The organism is Acinetobacter sp. CAU_H_S139_7 (assembly GCF_058599305.1).
On record NZ_CM178651.1, the window covers coordinates 3602616 to 3619680 of the forward strand.

General features: G+C 43.3%; 19 protein-coding genes. 16 read left to right on the forward strand and 3 right to left on the reverse strand.

Features of this window, described 5'->3' with window-relative positions; all coding sequences use genetic code 11:
• Nucleotides 1-25: 25 nt before the first annotated feature.
• The 4 genes from ubiG to AC4MC0_RS17330 all read left to right on the forward strand — a co-directional run bounded on the left by ubiG (nt 26) and on the right by AC4MC0_RS17330 (nt 2790).
• Complete coding sequence (gene ubiG / locus AC4MC0_RS17315; protein ID WP_159151682.1) at nt 26-742, forward strand: bifunctional 2-polyprenyl-6-hydroxyphenol methylase/3-demethylubiquinol 3-O-methyltransferase UbiG; 717 nt, start codon at nt 26-28, stop codon at nt 740-742.
• On the forward strand, nt 739-1434 hold the full coding sequence (locus AC4MC0_RS17320; RefSeq protein ID WP_335998079.1) for an HAD family hydrolase: 696 nt from the start codon (nt 739-741) through the stop codon (nt 1432-1434). Before ubiG ends, AC4MC0_RS17320 begins: the two co-directional genes overlap by 4 nt.
• Nucleotides 1435-1470: 36 nt before the next feature.
• Nucleotides 1471-2217, forward strand: a complete 747-nt coding sequence (locus AC4MC0_RS17325) for a YciK family oxidoreductase (RefSeq protein ID WP_005401600.1) — start codon at nt 1471-1473, stop codon at nt 2215-2217.
• Nucleotides 2218-2370: 153 nt separating this feature from the next.
• Nucleotides 2371-2790 (forward strand): hypothetical protein, encoded by a 420-nt coding sequence (locus tag AC4MC0_RS17330; RefSeq protein ID WP_411935306.1) that lies wholly within the window; start codon nt 2371-2373, stop codon nt 2788-2790.
• 120 nt (nt 2791-2910) lie between these two features.
• Here the strand turns inward: AC4MC0_RS17330 and AC4MC0_RS17335 are convergent, their stop codons facing one another.
• Nucleotides 2911-4128 carry an RNA-guided endonuclease TnpB family protein gene (locus tag AC4MC0_RS17335; protein WP_491887177.1) on the reverse strand — a complete coding sequence of 406 codons (1218 nt, stop codon included), beginning with the start codon at nt 4126-4128 and terminating at the stop codon, nt 2911-2913.
• Between the two features lie 39 nt (nt 4129-4167).
• Here AC4MC0_RS17335 and tnpA point away from each other — a divergent pair, with 39 nt between their 5' ends.
• The 11 genes from tnpA to AC4MC0_RS17390 all read left to right on the forward strand — a co-directional run bounded on the left by tnpA (nt 4168) and on the right by AC4MC0_RS17390 (nt 13928).
• Entirely contained in the window at nt 4168-4566 is a 399-nt protein-coding gene (tnpA, locus tag AC4MC0_RS17340; RefSeq protein ID WP_004684186.1) for an IS200/IS605 family transposase, read from the forward strand.
• A gap of 220 nt (nt 4567-4786) precedes the next feature.
• The gene (locus AC4MC0_RS17345; protein ID WP_004684184.1) at nt 4787-4942 is read left to right on the forward strand and encodes a hypothetical protein; all 156 of its coding nucleotides are present in this window, start codon (nt 4787-4789) and stop codon (nt 4940-4942) included.
• A gap of 340 nt (nt 4943-5282) precedes the next feature.
• Entirely contained in the window at nt 5283-5666 is a 384-nt protein-coding gene (locus AC4MC0_RS17350) for an RcnB family protein (RefSeq protein ID WP_411935298.1), read from the forward strand.
• A 299-nt stretch (nt 5667-5965) separates the two neighbouring features.
• Nucleotides 5966-6322 (forward strand): RcnB family protein, encoded by a 357-nt coding sequence (locus tag AC4MC0_RS17355; protein WP_058952456.1) that lies wholly within the window; start codon nt 5966-5968, stop codon nt 6320-6322.
• A gap of 124 nt (nt 6323-6446) precedes the next feature.
• Nucleotides 6447-7799, forward strand: a complete 1353-nt coding sequence (argA, locus tag AC4MC0_RS17360) for an amino-acid N-acetyltransferase (RefSeq protein ID WP_086210733.1) — start codon at nt 6447-6449, stop codon at nt 7797-7799.
• Between the two features lie 331 nt (nt 7800-8130).
• Nucleotides 8131-9090, forward strand: a complete 960-nt coding sequence (locus AC4MC0_RS17365; protein ID WP_279677296.1) for a sulfonate ABC transporter substrate-binding protein — start codon at nt 8131-8133, stop codon at nt 9088-9090.
• 16 nt (nt 9091-9106) lie between these two features.
• A complete protein-coding gene (locus AC4MC0_RS17370; protein ID WP_491887178.1) occupies nt 9107-10102 on the forward strand; it encodes an aliphatic sulfonate ABC transporter substrate-binding protein in 996 nt (331 codons plus the stop codon).
• 26 nt (nt 10103-10128) lie between these two features.
• Entirely contained in the window at nt 10129-11304 is a 1176-nt protein-coding gene (ssuD, locus tag AC4MC0_RS17375) for an FMNH2-dependent alkanesulfonate monooxygenase (protein ID WP_183176259.1), read from the forward strand.
• Nucleotides 11304-12119, forward strand: a complete 816-nt coding sequence (ssuC, locus tag AC4MC0_RS17380) for an aliphatic sulfonate ABC transporter permease SsuC (protein WP_491887179.1) — start codon at nt 11304-11306, stop codon at nt 12117-12119. Before ssuD ends, ssuC begins: the two co-directional genes overlap by 1 nt.
• A gap of 10 nt (nt 12120-12129) precedes the next feature.
• A complete protein-coding gene (locus AC4MC0_RS17385) occupies nt 12130-12930 on the forward strand; it encodes an ABC transporter ATP-binding protein (RefSeq protein WP_004684173.1) in 801 nt (266 codons plus the stop codon).
• A 359-nt stretch (nt 12931-13289) separates the two neighbouring features.
• Nucleotides 13290-13928, forward strand: a complete 639-nt coding sequence (locus AC4MC0_RS17390) for a TetR/AcrR family transcriptional regulator (protein WP_058868590.1) — start codon at nt 13290-13292, stop codon at nt 13926-13928.
• 60 nt (nt 13929-13988) lie between these two features.
• Here the strand turns inward: AC4MC0_RS17390 and AC4MC0_RS17395 are convergent, their stop codons facing one another.
• Together AC4MC0_RS17395 and AC4MC0_RS17400 are read right to left on the reverse strand one after the other, a co-directional pair.
• Complete coding sequence (locus AC4MC0_RS17395) at nt 13989-14549, reverse strand: phosphorylase family protein (RefSeq protein ID WP_058868589.1); 561 nt, start codon at nt 14547-14549, stop codon at nt 13989-13991.
• 132 nt (nt 14550-14681) lie between these two features.
• A complete protein-coding gene (locus tag AC4MC0_RS17400; RefSeq protein ID WP_491887180.1) occupies nt 14682-15818 on the reverse strand; it encodes a TDT family transporter in 1137 nt (378 codons plus the stop codon).
• A gap of 206 nt (nt 15819-16024) precedes the next feature.
• Between AC4MC0_RS17400 and ribF the strand changes: the two genes are divergently transcribed.
• A complete protein-coding gene (gene ribF / locus AC4MC0_RS17405; protein ID WP_159151860.1) occupies nt 16025-17026 on the forward strand; it encodes a bifunctional riboflavin kinase/FAD synthetase in 1002 nt (333 codons plus the stop codon).
• The last annotated feature ends 39 nt before the right edge of the window (nt 17027-17065 follow it).

Genomic DNA, 17065 nt, shown 5'->3' on the forward strand with positions numbered 1-17065 from the left:
CATGACTTAAATTGAGGTGCCGACGATGTCGCAACTGAATGTTGATCCACAAGAAATTGCCAAATTTGAAGCATTTGCTGCCATATGGTGGGATCAGCACTCGGAGTTCCGCCCTTTACATATGATCAACCCACTACGCTTAAACTGGATTGATGAACATGCAGGTGGACTCAGTGGAAAAAAAGTCCTTGATGTCGGCTGTGGTGGCGGAATTTTAGCTGAAAGTATGGCACGTCGTGGAGCAAATGTGCTCGGCATTGATATGGGCGAAGCCCCCCTGAATGTGGCACGTTTACATGCAGAACAAGAAGGTGTTGAGCATATCGAATATCGCCAAATTCCAGTGGAGCAGCTCGCAGAAGAACAAGCAGGACAATACGATATTGTGACCTGCATGGAAATGTTGGAACACGTGCCCAATCCAGCCTCAATCATTGAAGCCTGCCATAAACTGGTGAAACCAGGTGGTCATGTATTCTTCTCCACCATTAACCGTAATCCCAAAGCCTACCTGTTTGCCATTATTGGCGCTGAATATGTCCTGCGCATGTTAGCCAAAGGCACCCACGATTATCAAAAATTCATTAAGCCCTCAGAACTGGCACATGATATTCGCGGCGCAGGGCTCAAACTGAAAGACATGACGGGTTTACATTACAATCCCTTGACCAAACGCTATTGGTTAGCGCCAAATGTCGATGTCAATTACATGGTTTATACCGTCAAAGAAGGTGCTGCATGAAAGCCGTCTTATTCGACCTTGACGGCACACTGATCGACACTGCCGCCGACTTTATTCGCATTATTCAAGACATGTGCCGTGAAAAAGGCGTCGCTGTGGTCGATGCAGACATGATCCGTAGCCAAGTCTCTGAAGGTGCACGGGCGATGGTGAAATTGGTTTATCCAGAACTGGAAGTCGAAGACCCGGTTTTTCTGGCACATCGTCAGCGTTTTTTAGATATCTACGGTGCCGATATCGCAGTAGATACTGACCTGTTTTCGGGCATGTATCCGCTACTTGAAAAACTTGAAAACCAAGAGATTCCTTGGGGTATCGTCACCAATAAACCGCGCTGGCTCAGTGAAGCATTATTAGATGCACTGAATTTGACAGAGCGCTGTGCGGTTTTAGTCTGCCCAGAGGATGTCTCACAGACCAAGCCTGATCCTGAGCCGATGTATTTGGCTGCCAAGCACATCGCGATTGCACCTCAAGACTGTATCTATGTCGGCGATCATCCACGTGACATCGATGCGGGTCGTAACGCGCAGATGTATACCATTTTGGCGGCTTATGGTTATTTACCATTCGCGCACAAAGATGACTTAACAGCGTGGCAAGCAGATTGTATAGTGAAGACTGTGGCTGAATTGGACGATGTTATTCAGTCTCTTGTGAGTCAAACTACACCGTCCAACTCACTGACTTGATCACAATTAAAAAATCAAAATAACGAGGAGGTAATGATGAAATATTCAGAATATCAACCTCGCCCCGATCTGCTCAAAGATCGCATCATCTTAATTACAGGTGCGGGCGATGGTATTGGTCGTGCTGCTGCATTAAGTTATGCCCTACACGGCGCAACTGTGGTGCTGCATGGACGTACCTTAAATAAGCTCGAAGTCATTTATGATGAAATTGAAGGCTTAGGTGCGCCGCAACCTGCAATTTTACCCTTGCAGCTGTCGAGCGCCTCTCCTCGTGATTATGAATTACTGGTCGACACCTTAGAGCGTCAGTTTGGGCGCCTAGATGGTATTTTGCATAATGCGGGTATTTTAGGTGAACGCACAGAACTGGAAAATTATCCTGTCGATGTCTGGGATGATGTCATGGCCGTCAACTTGCGTGCGCCATTCGTTATGACTCAAGAGTTAATGCCACTCCTGAAAAAATCTGAGCATGCCTCCGTAGTTTTTGCCAGCTCAGGTGTCGGACGTGAAACGCGTGAACGTTGGGGCGCATATTCGGTGTCTAAGATCGCGATTGAAGCGGTCAGCCAACTGTTTGCCAAAGAAAATACCTCACCGAATATCCGCTTTAACTGTATCAATCCAGGGGCGACCCGCACTGCAATGCGTGCAAAAGCCTATCCCGATGAAGATCCAAAAACATTGCCAACGCCTGAAAATATCATGCCTGCCTATCTGTACTTGATGGGCGATGACAGTTTGCATATGAATGGTCAAAGTATTGATGCACAAGACTAAAATGTGTCACTTAAGAGGAAGCTTCGGCTTCCTTTTTTTATGCGTCAAACTGAAGCTTAGTCATCTGCAACATGATTTCAAGGTTCAGAAAAGGTTGTCTTTTTTCAATTTTTGCGGATACTGATGTCCAACTCCATTTTTGAAGTATATACCATGACGGACTTGAGCAACATCACTCTACAACCCACTGAAGATGGTATGGTTAGCCTGTTGATTGACCAACAGCCGATTTCAGAAAAATATGGAATGAAGTTTGAAGCCAGTATTGTGGAGGAACTTCAAGCCCTGGAAAATGGCGCCACACTGAAACTTTTCGACCAGTTTGTTTTTGCCCATACCGACTTGAACTTTGAACATAGCTATCACTACGTCACGGTCATTGCTAAGAATGATGAACAATATAAAGCAAAGAAAAGCTTTGTTTATCGCATCAAAATTGACGGTCAGCCCGACATTGAGCATGCCATCAGCAAAAATGGTGAACCGATGACTGCAGCCGATGTACGTGAATTTATCCAAGCGCATGTACAGAAATCATTGACTGATTATACCGACCTCAACTACGCCTATTGACATACTCCCACCACCAAACTAAGAGTTATGGTGGGGGAATCTTTGCGACCTATGCAATCAAATTGATTACACCTTTCGATGCCACACTTGCGCTGACAAGTATTGTGGCATAGGAACTCTTTACACAGCACGAAGCCCTAGTGCATCAGCTAAAGCGAAATTACGGATATTTATACTCGCATTCACATCACGATCTTCAACCAAATTGCAATTTGGACATTCAAACAATCTGACACTTAGCGGTAACTTTTCCATCTTATAGCCACAGCAAGAACAAGTTTTTGAACTGGGAACAAATCTTCCAATTTGTAGAATATTCTTGCCAAACCATTTTGCCTTGTATTGCAATATCGTAAGAAATTGACCCCAAGCTACATCTGAAATAGACTTCGCTAATTTTCGATTCCTTACCATGTTTTTAATTCCTAAATCTTCTACTGCATACGTGGTCGCTTGGTTTTCACAGATCAAGTGATGCGTTAGTTTATGATGTAGGTCTAAGCGTTGCAAACGCACTTTTTCATGGATGAATGCAACACTTAACTTTTGACGCTGATAATTCTTAGATTCTTTCTGTTTTCGGGCAAATATCTTTTGCTGTATAGCTAAGCGGTTTTGAGCCTGCCGTAAGTGTCTTGGATTTTCAACTTTATCACCATTAGATTGAATGAGCATGTGTTTCAAACCCATATCAATTCCAATAGTTTGATCGGGTTGAACTGTTGTTGGTGCAACAAGCTCTAACTCAGACTCAACTAAGATAGAAGCATAATACTTACCTGTTGCTGTTTTGCTAATGGTGACAGTTTTAATTTTCCCATCAAATGTCCTACTAAATACAGTTTTTATCCCTTTAATTTTAGGTAGATGTAGTAAACCATGCTCAAAGCTCACCGTTGCGTGCTGAGGGCATTGATAAGACCGTTGAGGTACTTTCTTGGATTTGAACCGTGGATAGCCAACAATATGACTCAATGGGCGTTTTTCATCAAGTTTTGGCTTGTAGCCTTTAATTTTCCTGAATTCAATCTTGCCTTTCTTCAATCGCTGAAAAAAATTGTTATAAGCAGTATGCAGGTGAAGTAATCCACTAAGAAGTGATTGACTGTTTACTTCATTCAACCATTCAAATTCAGGTTGCTTCTTCATTGCAACCAATTGGTCTTGAATATCCTTTTTTGATAATAATTTTTGAGTTTCTGAATGGACTTTGGTTTGAAGAGCTAAAGCCCAATTGAAAATAAAGCGAGTGCATCCGAAGTGCTTTTCAAACTGCACTTTCTGTTGAGAATTTGGATAGATGCGATATTTATACGCTTTCAAAAAAGGTTGTTTCATGGTTATAATTTAACAAATTAATTACTTAGTGTAAATATAATGAAATCACATTATCACTGTGTTTATAAGCTCACATATCATTTAGTGTTAGTAACAAAATATCGCAAGAAATGCCTTTCAAATGAAATGCTCAATCGGCTTGAAGAAATCGTAAAAAAGAACTGTGCCGATTGGGAAATTGACTTGCTTGAGTTTAATGGTGAAGCTGACCACATTCATTTATTACTAGAAATGCACCCGAATATCATGCCAAGCAAATTCATTAACAATCTAAAAACAGTGTCAAGCCGACTGATACGCAAAGAATTTGAGGAAGAACTAAAACCGTATTATTGGAAGCCTGTACTTTGGACGAGAGCATACTGTCTACTTACAACAGGTGGGGCTACAATTGATGTAATTCGGGAATATATAAAAAATCAAGAAAGACCTGAATAACGAAAAGTCGTGCTATCCATCTCCATCTAAATCACAGATTATAGATGGAGAATTTCGCATAGTTAGTTAAGCCGAATCAGCCAAGTTGAAAACTCAGCTTGGCTAGTTGGATATTTTAAATCGTATTTTTAAATTATTTTAATAAAAATATTCGGTTTTTAAGATCAATATTTCCTATTTATCATTCTGATTGATCAAGAATTGAAAATAAGGATGCAGCATGGCTGATTTGCAACGTAAACATGACACCATTCGTCATATCCATAATTTACAACTACCCGAAAGCCTGATTTGTGCTTTGGAGGATGCCAAACAAGCTGAAGCAGTGGTTCATTCAATCCGTTCATTACAACATCTAACGCAGCAGTGGAATTAAATAATGCACTATAGTTAAATCACTATAAAACTAATACAAATAGGCCTATGAATTATTTATAGTTTTTTTATAATATTGTATGGACAATAAAGTAGTTTGACTATATGCGTTCTTTGACAAAGGGAGATCTGAGCCCTCAAAATGAGTCAAAAATCAGAAGATACCGACTGTTTGCTTTGGCCTTTGGCGCAATTGATGATTTAATTCAGACTTAGAATTGGGCATAATCTTCTTAATATCTCTGCATTTGTTAATAAATACCCAATTCATCTTCACAGTTTCTCTGCATTTTTTTCGTACATTATAGGAAAGAATGAAATTACCTTAATGAGGATTCAACATGAAAAAGATTTTGACAGTATTGGCAATCTCTTTCAGTGCTTTGATGGCAAGCAGTCTCAGTACTGCTGCCCCTCAGTTTGACCACGATCATCCACGCTATGGCAATGAGCCACGCGGACGTGACTTTCGCGATTCAGGTAATGACGATCAGCAAGATCGTCGACGTATGCGCGAAGAGCGCGGTGTCAAACGTTTACAACAGCATAAATGGCAACAAGGTTATGTCATGCCACAGCATTACCGTGGTAACGGCTATAAAGTCGAATATAAAGACCATAATCTTCCAAAGCCACACCGAAACCAGCAGTGGTACAAAATCAACAATGACTACATTTTAGTCGAAGCAGACAGCAACAGTATTCTGCGCATTATGGGGCTTTAATCTGCGCTTCATTTTGTACAACTCAGCAACATTATTATTGAGACCTGAATCAACACCCTTTCATCCGCTTGAGCACGACTGCATACTCCTCTTAAGAGACCACAGTCAGGCACAGCATGGAAGGCGTTGTTTCAGGTTTTTTATGTGCCAAAGCTTTTGTTTGCAAGCATTGCAGAAAAACAACAATCTCCTCAGTCTCTTCATACATTTCACAATTCACCTAAATAGCCCTCACGCTTTCTCTAGAGTTATTCGCTAATTTTGAATGATCGAAACAAGACTAATACTGGACGAAAGCAATGAAAAAAATTCTGACTGCAATCACACTCTCTTTAGGCGCGCTCATGGCCACATCTGCAATGGCAGCACCACAGTACTATGACCGCTCGCATGATCATGACTCGCGTTGGGATCATCGCGATGACCGTCGTTGGGACAATGACAACCGCTACCAAAACAAACGTGTTAACCCAAGCCGTGACTGGCGCTCAGGTCAAACTTTGCCACGCGGCTATGACTCATCGCGTTATCATGTCAGTGACCGCGAAGCACGTCGTCTACCCAACACTGGACGCTACCAACAATGGTATAAGGTCAATGGTGACTATGTTTTAGTCAATGAACGTAATAACCGTATCCTGCGTATTATCGGTTAATTCTGGCTGGTGTCGCAAAACTGATAAAACACCTGAACGTTGCTTCAGGTGTTTTTCTATTTAAGACTTCCTCTTCTGCATTTTTTGATTAAAATCATGCTAAGCAGTTCATTTTGAGACAGGCATGCACGCAAATTCCATCGAAACACATCACAGTACAACTTTGCAGTATGTGCATTGGTTTCGACATTCTGCGCCTTATATCAATGCTCACCGTAATAAAACCTTTGTGATTATGTTCGATGGTGAAGCCGTTCAGCATGATAACTTTCAACATATTATTCACGATATTGCCTTACTGCATTCACTCGGTATTCGTCTGATCTTGGTGCATGGGGCACGTCCGCAAATTAACCACAACTTAAAACAAAGCCAACTACAAACGCCGTTTCATCAGTATCGTCGCGTCACCACCCGAGAATCTCTGGGCTGTGTAATGAATGCGGTGGGCTCGATTCGTTTGCAAATTGAAGCCTTACTGTCGATGGGACTGGCCAACTCACCGATGTACGGTGCACGCATTGATGTAGTTTCAGGGAATTTTGTTACAGCCAAGCCCTATGGCATTCGCGATGGGGTCGATTTTCAGTTAACCGGCGAAGTCCGCACGGTCGATACCGACGCCATTCAACGCCATTTGGATAATCACAATATTGTGCTGCTCGGACCAACTGGCTATTCCACCACAGGCGAAGTGTTCAACCTACTGGCAGAAGAAGTAGCGACCCGCACGGCGATTCATCTTAAAGCGGACAAATTGATTTTCTTGGGCAAACAACATGGTCTGCTCAATGAACATGGTCAGTTGCAACGCGAAATTTCGCCCCACAAGCTCGATGCACAAATTGAAAAATATCAAGATTCGAATCCAGACATTGCGGTACATTTACGCGGTGCCAAAAAGGCCTCGACGCATGGCGTCCATCGCGTCCATCTGATTTCCTATGCTTATGATGGTGCCTTGGTTGAGGAGCTCTTCACGCGTGATGGTTCGGGCACCATGATTACCGATGCCCATTATGAAGAAGTCCGTATGGCCAACATTCAAGATGTCGGCGGACTGATTAACCTATTACGCCCACTTGAAGAAGAAGGCATTTTGGTTTATCGCTCACGTGAACGTCTCGAAAACGAAATTGGCCAATTTGCAGTGATTGAACGTGATGGCATGATCTTGGCCTGCGCCGCACTCTACCCACTGCCAGCAGCAGAGGGTGAAATCCGCAGCGCTGAAATTGCCTGTGTCGCAGTCGATCCTAGCTATCGCAAATCTAATCGCGGCAGCCAAATTTTGCATTATCTCGAAGGTAAAGCCCGCAGTATGGGCATTCAACAGTTGTTTGTACTGACCACACGTACTGCACATTGGTTCTTAGAACATGGCTTTGAAACGGCCAATGTCGATGAACTCCCCAATGCACGCCAAGCCTTATACAACTATCAGCGTAACTCGCTTGTCTTTAAAAAGCCACTTTAAGTGGCTTTTGCAGGATTATGGATATCTTTATTTCTCATATCTTTATCTAGAAAACACCGCAAAAATCGCTCAAAGCTATATTGCGTGAAACACTAAGCTTATTCCAAAAACAAAAATACCTTTTAAATAATAAATATCAATAAGTTAATCTCAATAAATTTTATATTTTATGTTTTTTATATTGCTGTTTTTTGCATAAGTTTTGCACTTTTGTTTTTATCTTTTTTTCTCATGTCTAAAGCCCGATTTCTTATTTTTTCTGAAAAGAAATGCCCATTAGCGTATGTGTTCACCAACTCACTCACCTTATTTATTTGGAGTTATGAAACACATGAGCACTTCTCGAGCACAGTTCTGGATCAAAACAAGCGTTCTTTCTGCAGCAGTCGTGGGTGCCATGATGTTATCTGGATGTGGGAAAAAAGAAGCTGAAACCGTCACACTCAATATTGGCTTTCAAAAATATGGCATTTTGCCCATCGTCAAAGAGCGTGGCACTTTAGAAACGGTGCTTAAAGCACAAAATGTCCAAGTCAAATGGGTCGAGTTTCCTGCAGGACCACAACTCCTCGAAGGTTTAAATGTCGGAAGTGTGGTCTTTGGTGAAGCAGGTGAAGCGCCTCCAATTTTCGCACAAGCTGCAAATTCGAACTTGGTTTACATTGCCAACCAACCTGCTGCACCTAAAGCAGAAGCACTGATCGTACAAAAAGACTCAAAGATTCAGAGCATTCAAGATTTAAAAGGCAAGCGGATCGCACTCAACAAAGGTTCAAATGTGCATTACCTGCTACTTAAAGTATTAGAAGCGAATAACCTCAAACTTTCTGATATTGAAGCAGTCTATCTACCCCCATCAGATGCACGTGCCGCATTTGAACGTGGTGCAGTCGATGCATGGGTCATTTGGGATCCCTTCTTTGCGGCCGCTGAACACCAAATCTCAGCACGTGTGATTGCTACGGGAGAAAACTTAGTCAGTAATCATCAGTTCTATTTGGCCGATCGTAAATTTGCCGAAACCCATCCAGAAGTTTTAAAAACGGTCGTCAATGAACTCAACACCACCACACAGTGGGTCAAACAGAATCAACAACAAGCAGCCCAGTTGTTAGAAAAACCGACAGGCTTGTCTTTAGACATTTTACAAACCTCGATTGGTCGTATGGGCTTTGGCGTTCAACCCATTTCAGCCGAAGTCGCAAAAAAACAGCAGTACGTTGCCGATGCTTTCTATCAACAAAAACTCATTCCAAACAAGCTGAATATTGACGCGGCCATTATTAAATAAAAATATAGAGATCATCATGAAAACACTGAAAACAGTTTCCAGTATTGGCATCGTTAGCTTGAGTCTTGGACTCGGGGCATGCCAAAAGCAAGACACAGCAGCACCGAACACGCCACAAAAACAGGCAACAGCTCCAGTTAAAACACTGTCAATTGGCTACCAAAAGTCGTCTTTGAACCTATTGGTCGCGCGTGAGCAAAAATTATTTGAGCAACAATTTCCTAAAGCCAAAATTGAATGGAAAGAGTTCCCCGCTGGCCCACAAATGTTAGAAGCATTATCCGTTGGTGCTGTCGATTTTGGTGCAGTGGGCAATACCCCACCGATCTTTGCTCAAGCTGCTGACAAAGAGCTGAGTTATGTCGGCTATGAACAAGTTCCAGCCAATGCTCAAGCGCTGTTGATTGCTAAAAATAGTTCCATTGATTCAATACAGGCCTTAAAAGGCAAACGGATTGCGGTTCAACGCGGTTCAAGCGCACATGAGTTACTGGCGAAAGTCTTACAAAAAGCAGGACTCAGTTGGCAGGACATTCAACCGATTTGGCTGCCCCCTGCGGATGCGCGTGCCGCGTTTGATAAACAATCCATCGATGCATGGGCCATTTGGGAACCCTACCTCAGTGCTGCAGAGCAAGATGCACAGGCCAAAGTCTTGATTGATGGCACAGCTTTTCCACAAACCTATTCTTTTTATATTGGTAACCCCAAGTTCATTCAGACCTATCCTGAGGCCACCGCTCAGTTCATTCACGGGCTAAATTTGGCCGATCAATGGGTGCTAAAAAACCAAACGCAGGCACTTTCGGTCTATACCCAAAGTACGGGTTTACAGCCCTCTATTGCCCAACGCGTCATCGACAAACGTCTGAAGCCTTCACCAATTCAAACCCTGACGCCTGAAGTGGTGCAAGCACAACAACAAATTGCGGATTTGTTCCAACAAGTCCAGCTCATTCCGAAACACATTCAAGTTCAAAGTACCGTTTGGGTTGCACCGAGCAAACCTTAAACGACTCTATCTAAGGATTTTTTAAAATGAAAATTTTCTGGTTTATCCCAACTCACGGTGACAGTCGCTACTTAGGTACCAGCAAAGGTGCTCGTCAAGTGGACCATGCTTATATGAAGCAAATTGCAGTTGCCGTAGATAATTTGGGTTATGAAGGTGTGCTGATTCCAACGGGGCGTTCATGTGAAGACCCCTGGTTGACCGCAGCCAGCCTGATTGATGCCACGAAAAAATTAAAATTCCTAGTTGCACTGCGTCCAGGCGTGACCACTCCGGCACTGGCTGCACGGATGGCAGCCACCTTTGACCGTCTCTCCAATGGTCGGGTTTTATTGAACTTGGTGACAGGTGGCGATGAAAAAGAACTGCAAGGCGATGGTGTTTATGAAGACCATTCGACTCGCTATAAAACTGCCAATGAATACGTCAAAATTTGGCGTGAGATTTTAACCCGCTCCCATACAGGTGAAAGCTTTACCTTTCACGGCGAACGTCTAAAGGTAGATGATGCCAAACTTCTATATCCACCGGTGCAACAACCCTACCCTCCACTTTGGTTTGGCGGCTCATCGGATGATGCCATCGAGTTAGCAACTGATCAGGTCGATACTTATCTCACATGGGGTGAACCCCCTGTTGCAGTTAAAGACAAAATTGACACTGTCCGTGCCAAAGCTGAAGCCAAAGGTCGTACGCTCAACTATGGTATTCGTCTGCATGTGATTGTGCGTGAAACCAATGAACAAGCATGGCAAGCGGCGGAAGAGCTCATCCAGTATGTCGATGATGCCACCATTGCTGCGGCACAGGCCAAATTTAAGAGCATGGACTCGGTCGGTCAACGTCGCATGGCTGAACTACACAATGGTGACCGCAGCAAACTTGAAGTGTCCCCAAACCTTTGGGCAGGCGTAGGTCTGGTTCGTGGGGGTGCAGGTACGGCATTGGTCGGTGACCCTGAAACGGTTGCAGCCCGTATTCAAGAATATGCCGACTTGGGCATAAGCACCTTTATTTTTTCAGGCTATCCACATCTTGAAGAGTCGATTCGTTTTGCCGAGTTGGTGTTCCCACTCCTGCCGCTTGAAACTCAAACAAAGTTGGCACAACCAAATTTAACAGGCCCCTTTGGTGAGATTGTGGCAAACAACTACACACCTGATGAAAACAAAAAAGCAAAAGTGATTCAGGAGCCTGCCTAATGTCCAAAATCGTTTCAGTGCAAACCCTCCAGCAGGAAAAGGTTTCACGTGGAACTCAGTTGGGGCAGCTATTGCTGCCTTGGCTCTTTCCTATCGGCTTGATTGTGCTTTGGCAAATGGCCTCCAGCACGGGACTTTTAGAAAGTCGGATTTTACCTGCACCAACGGCGGTGATTACTGCCTTCTGGAACTTGCTGCTGAGTGGAGAACTTTGGAAGCATGTGCAAGTCAGTGCAGGCCGTGCCTTACTCGGCCTATTGGTGGGTGGGGGTTTAGGGCTCTTTCTGGGTTTGTTAAATGGTTCATCGAAAATGGCGTCAACTCTGCTCGACACCACTCTACAGATGATCCGAAATATTCCTGCACTGGCACTTATTCCGTTAGTGATCTTATGGTTCGGGATTGATGAAACCGCCAAGCTGTTTTTGGTTGCGGTCGGGGTCTTTTTTCCCATTTACATCAACACCTATCACGGCATACGTTCGGTAGATCCACAACTGATTGAAATGGGGAGAAGCTATGGTTTGACCCGTTGGCAACTGTATAAAGAAATTATTTTACCGGGTGCGATGCCCTCTATTTTAGTCGGACTACGCTTTTCACTGGGTTTGGTATGGGTCCTGCTGATCGTTGCCGAAACCATTTCAGCCCAAGCTGGCATCGGTTATATGACCATGAATGCACGTGAATTTTTACAGACTGACATCGTTTTGGTGGGGATTTTACTGTATGCCCTATTTGGAAAATTGGCTGATGTACTGGCCGTCACATTAGAAAAATACCTGCTGCGCTGGCATGCAGGATACCAAAAATAAGGAGTCTGAGATGACTGATTTAAGCCTTGGTCGCCATGCCAATATTCCGTCGCCGCCAAATCACAATCAAGACATTAACCCTCAAGCGGTGCTTGGGGCCGAAATTATTATCGAACAACTGCATAAGTTTTATGGTTCAGTTAAAGTCCTTGAAGACTTAGATCTGCATATTCAGCCGGGTGAGTTTTTAGCCATTGTCGGACGCAGTGGTTGTGGTAAAAGTACCCTGCTGCGCCTGATTGCCAACTTAGAACAACAAAGCTACGGCGAAATTAAGTTTAAGTCCGCACGACACCTCCGCGAAGGGATTACCGCAGACGATATACGGGTCATGTTCCAAGATCCACGACTGCTGCCATGGCGCTCCATTGAACAAAACGTACAACTGGGGTTGCCGAAACAACAACATGCCACTGCCTCGGGTCTGCTTGAAAAAGTCGGACTCAAAGAAAAAGCGGGACTTTGGCCTTCACAGCTCTCTGGGGGACAGCGTCAACGGACCGCTTTGGCACGGGCTTTATCGCATAAGCCACGGATTTTATTGCTCGATGAACCTTTGGGAGCACTCGATGCCTTAACCCGCTTAGACATGCAGAATTTGATTGAAAAATTATGGACGGAACAGGGCTTTACCGCCATTTTAGTCACCCATGATGTTAGTGAGGCTGTTCAACTGGCCGATCGGATTATTTTGCTAGACCGTGGCCATATTGCCAAAGAGTTTCAAGTCGACCTGCCCCGCCCTCGTGTCAAAGATATGCAGTTCAATACCCTTGAACAGCAGGTGTTAAATGCGGTTTTAGCCACATAAGTAGACTAAAAAATCCTTAGCTTGGGGGGCTAAGGATTTTTTATGCTGAATTTCAGTCAAAAAAGCAGAAGACTGTCATATGACTTAAGCATACTTTAGTTTAAATAATGTAATAAATTTCACGTTATTTTTATCAAAACATGCCACTTCACATTGAATCATTTCATATAGTTTAGACAAAATAGTTTTTATATAATTATATTTTATTGGACAACTTTTAGAATTTATCGCAATTTAAGAGCCAATCTACAGAATAAATGATCATTATTCAAAAAATTAAATTTCCACTTTGTGCACAAATCTGATGATTTGCCGTACAATTTGTCCTTCCCCCTTTTTATTGTTTTTTAAATTAGAGAATGGAACAGAAAAAGAGTACTCAAAAACGCCACCAGCTGCTGAATGCTGCACTAGACGTCTTCTCACTCTATGGATTTAATGGAGCAAGCTTAGATGAAATCGCACAGATTGCTGAAATGCACAAATCGAATATTTTCTATTACTATGAAAATAAAGAAGCTTTGTACGTTGAAGTTTTAACGACGGTTTTACAAAAATGGTTAGCCCCACTACAGATGTTAGAAGCTGACTTAGAGCCGGAAGAAGCGATCACCAACTACTTATTGCAAAAAATTGAGGTTTCTCGGACTCAACCGAAAGCGTCTCGCTTGTTTGCTTTAGAAGTGATCCAAGGAGCGCCGCATATTTTGGAAATCCTCAAAGGGCCTTTAAAGAAGTTGGTCAAACGTAAAGCCAAAGTCATTAGCAATTGGCAAGAGCAAGGTAAAATTTCAACTGAAATAGACCCTGAGCTGTTAATCCTCAACATTTGGGCATTAACACAAAACTATGCTGATTTTGCCACGCAAATGGAAATGGTAACAGGTAAAACCCTACGTAACCGCAGTATGCAACAACGAGTCATTCAACATACCGTGCATATGATGCTGTATGGCGTGATCCCGCGAACACCGTCTGCATTATTCAAAGCTGAGTAATTTTGGCATACGACCATAGCACTCTATGGTCGCCGAATTGAAAAAGACAGAATCAAAGCCTCAGATACTTTCAAATAATGCTAATAATTTCTGAGCTCCCAATAACAAATTGTCTTCCCAGTCCAAATGCGCGGTGTCGTTGGCACCATCTGAAATATATTTGACCGAAATCAGGCGGACACCCTGTTTTTTACAGACCTTTGCCAGCGCATATCCTTCCATATCAACCAAATGACACGGTACTTTGGGCTTACCTGTTTCAAAGCTATCCCCTGTTCCACAAATGCCGGTACGGAGCTGCTGGAAAAACGGTTCTAAGTGAATTTCCGCAGGATGCATGGTGTCAAATGGGGTAAAACCGACAGCGAAACCCAGTGGAGACACATCCATGTCGCGTTGTACAAATTGAGAGACTTCGACCAATTCGTGCTTATCAAAAAACGTACTACCTGCTGTACCTAAATTAATCAGAGTTTTACAGCCTGTTTTTTGAATCACTTCAAATGCTTTATAGGCCGCGTTGACTTTACCAATACCGCTGTAGTGAACTTCAATCCCTGCCTGCTCAAACAATCCTTTAGACTCATTCGGCAAAGCCATGATCAATGCAACATCTGACATAAAATACTCAATTAACAGACTTCATGCGTGCCATTAGAAAACAAATCGATCCGAAAGAAAAGCGCCTCTGGTCTCTGCTCAAACAACCGACATAAGATCAGATGGCGCTTTAAACTGAAAGGATTGTAGACCTCATTTATACTGCTGTTCTAAATAGGTTTTTAAGCAAGGCGAAAAGAACAAATCCCCTTGATAAAAACCGTGTGCCGTCTTGGTTGCAACCAAACTCCATAACAACATCAGTATGGCTGCAAAAGCATAGCCAACGGCATACAGGAAGGCCAAATTGAGTTGCTGGGCTAAGGTTAAGATTGCCAGTGTATATACGCCCAATGGGAAAGTCAGTCCCCACCAGCCCAAATTAAACGGCAAATCCTGTTTGGCATGGTGCAAAGTCGTCAGTACCGCAATCCCCAACCACCACAGCCCAAAACCCAGCAGAATTAAACTGGCCAAAATTCCCGCCTGCTGAAATAACTGACCCAGTTGTGCTAAGCCCAAACTCGCCATCAGCATCGGTGCCTGATGCCCCAGAACCAATAACGCCAAAGCAGCAGTGCCTATCGGTCCCAAAGCCAACCAACTGCTGACCGCCAACTCTTTTTCAGGCAATTTATGTAAGACCAAACGCAACATTAAAATCGTTAAAATTGCAAAGGCAGGTAATACTGAAACACCCCACAACACATAACTACCCAATAAAATCGCAACAGCATGAGTATCAGCTGCCAAATGCCCCAGCAATAAACCACCACTGCTGGCTGCAACTTCACAGGCCACGATCGGCAATAACCACACCGCGGTCATCTGCTGTAAAGCATGCTCCTGATGTCGATACATGGCAAAAGGAACTGCCCACGCCACCAAGAGCGCCAAGACCACATCGGCATACCAGAGCGTTTGCGCAATCTGTACAGCTGTATCGCCATAAATAGGCTGACCATACTTTAAAAAGCCATTGAGGATGGTAGCCAGCGCCATCGGGATCGTCCCTAAGAATAGGCTCATGCTTGGATGTTGAAAAATCTGTTTGGCTTCGTGCGAATAAAATGCCCAACGTAAGCCATATAGCACACTAAAAAGTACGAACAATAAAATATTGAAATACCACAGCCCTGTGCCGAGTTGCCATGTGAGTGCCTTTAACATCGGAAACTCTGATACAATTAACGCCACAACACCTGTTCCCATACTGACAGTGAACCAGTTGGGGGTGAACTGACGAATGATATTGTGGCGCTGTCCAAGTTGTGTAAATGGTTTTTGCATGAGTTCGGCCTCATTTAAAATCTACATTTATACTAATCAAATTTATAAATAAGAAAAATTGATTAATTTATATTAAATAAATCAATAAAATTAATATAAATATACTTTGCACTAAATTTTGCGTTGTCAAAAAACAACCACAAGACGAATGCCCAAGAATATGGCAATATATAAGCCGTTCTTAATTCCAAGCACTTGATTTGCCCATGAAGCTGCTCCGTCTAAATGCTTTGCCTTCACATACCCAATTAGAAAAAACCGCTGTCACCATCGGTAATTTTGACGGGGTGCATTTGGGTCATCAAGCCATGATTCATCAGCTCAAAGCCGTTGCAAAACTACAAAATCTAAAAACAGTGGTGATGATTTTTGAGCCTCAACCACTTGAATTCTTTAAAGGTTATGATGCTCCACCGCGTATTTCATCATTACGTGAAAAAGTCGAATATTTAACTGAGCTGGGTGTGGACTATATTGCGGTCGCGAAATTTGACAACAGCTTCCGCAGTTTAAGTGCAGAACAATTTGCCGATATTTTAAAAGAAAAACTCAATGCCCAAAGTTTGGTTTTAGGCGATGACTTTCACTTTGGTAAAAACCGCCAAGGCAACAGTGAATTTCTCGAAAAGTATGGTTTTCAAGTCCACAATCTAGAAACCATCCTCTCAGAAGGTGAACGCGTCAGTTCAACTCGGATTCGCCAAACACTGGCCGCAGGGGACTTGGCGCTGGCTGCTCAGTTATTAGGGCGCCCTTATAGCATTACGGGTCGCGTACAATATGGCGACCAAATTGGCCGAACCCTTGATTTTCCAACCATTAACGTACGTTTAAACCGACATAAACCCTGTTTAAACGGCATTTATGGTGTAGATGTGATATGTGAAACCACGTCTTTACGCGATAAAGTGAAAGCAGACCATCCTGATCGATTAGGGGTTGCAGGATATGACCATTCAGCGCTTTTTGGTGCGGGTCATGTCGGAACACGTCCAGCCATTCAACAAGCACAGCCAGAATGGCGATTAGAAGTACATTTCCCTGATGTTTCTGCTAATCTGTATGGCTTGTTAATGCGGGTCACTTTCTTGAACTACTTACATGGTGAAAAGAACTACCCTTCGCTGGAAGCACTAAAAGCGGGAATTGATGATGATGTGGTGAAACTGCTTGAGTTCCGCCAAAACACCCCCACATTTCCCTTTTAAATACCAATCAATTTTATGTAAAACGCGTCAGCCGAGCCG

Bases quoted from the DNA above. Each gene is read 5' to 3' on its own strand.
- ubiG (WP_159151682.1), top strand. From the start codon at position 26: ATGTCGCAACTGAATGTTGATCCACAAGAAATTGCCAAATTTGAAGCA.
- AC4MC0_RS17320 (WP_335998079.1), top strand. From the start codon at position 739: ATGAAAGCCGTCTTATTCGACCTTGACGGCACACTGATCGACACTGCC.
- AC4MC0_RS17325 (WP_005401600.1), top strand. From the start codon at position 1,471: ATGAAATATTCAGAATATCAACCTCGCCCCGATCTGCTCAAAGATCGC.
- AC4MC0_RS17330 (WP_411935306.1), top strand. From the start codon at position 2,371: ATGACGGACTTGAGCAACATCACTCTACAACCCACTGAAGATGGTATG.
- AC4MC0_RS17335 (WP_491887177.1), bottom strand. From the start codon at position 4,128: ATGAAACAACCTTTTTTGAAAGCGTATAAATATCGCATCTATCCAAAT.
- tnpA (WP_004684186.1), top strand. From the start codon at position 4,168: ATGAAATCACATTATCACTGTGTTTATAAGCTCACATATCATTTAGTG.
- AC4MC0_RS17345 (WP_004684184.1), top strand. From the start codon at position 4,787: ATGGCTGATTTGCAACGTAAACATGACACCATTCGTCATATCCATAAT.
- AC4MC0_RS17350 (WP_411935298.1), top strand. From the start codon at position 5,283: ATGAAAAAGATTTTGACAGTATTGGCAATCTCTTTCAGTGCTTTGATG.
- AC4MC0_RS17355 (WP_058952456.1), top strand. From the start codon at position 5,966: ATGAAAAAAATTCTGACTGCAATCACACTCTCTTTAGGCGCGCTCATG.
- argA (WP_086210733.1), top strand. From the start codon at position 6,447: ATGCACGCAAATTCCATCGAAACACATCACAGTACAACTTTGCAGTAT.
- AC4MC0_RS17365 (WP_279677296.1), top strand. From the start codon at position 8,131: ATGAGCACTTCTCGAGCACAGTTCTGGATCAAAACAAGCGTTCTTTCT.
- AC4MC0_RS17370 (WP_491887178.1), top strand. From the start codon at position 9,107: ATGAAAACACTGAAAACAGTTTCCAGTATTGGCATCGTTAGCTTGAGT.
- ssuD (WP_183176259.1), top strand. From the start codon at position 10,129: ATGAAAATTTTCTGGTTTATCCCAACTCACGGTGACAGTCGCTACTTA.
- ssuC (WP_491887179.1), top strand. From the start codon at position 11,304: ATGTCCAAAATCGTTTCAGTGCAAACCCTCCAGCAGGAAAAGGTTTCA.
- AC4MC0_RS17385 (WP_004684173.1), top strand. From the start codon at position 12,130: ATGACTGATTTAAGCCTTGGTCGCCATGCCAATATTCCGTCGCCGCCA.
- AC4MC0_RS17390 (WP_058868590.1), top strand. From the start codon at position 13,290: ATGGAACAGAAAAAGAGTACTCAAAAACGCCACCAGCTGCTGAATGCT.
- AC4MC0_RS17395 (WP_058868589.1), bottom strand. From the start codon at position 14,549: ATGTCAGATGTTGCATTGATCATGGCTTTGCCGAATGAGTCTAAAGGA.
- AC4MC0_RS17400 (WP_491887180.1), bottom strand. From the start codon at position 15,818: ATGCAAAAACCATTTACACAACTTGGACAGCGCCACAATATCATTCGT.
- ribF (WP_159151860.1), top strand. From the start codon at position 16,025: ATGAAGCTGCTCCGTCTAAATGCTTTGCCTTCACATACCCAATTAGAA.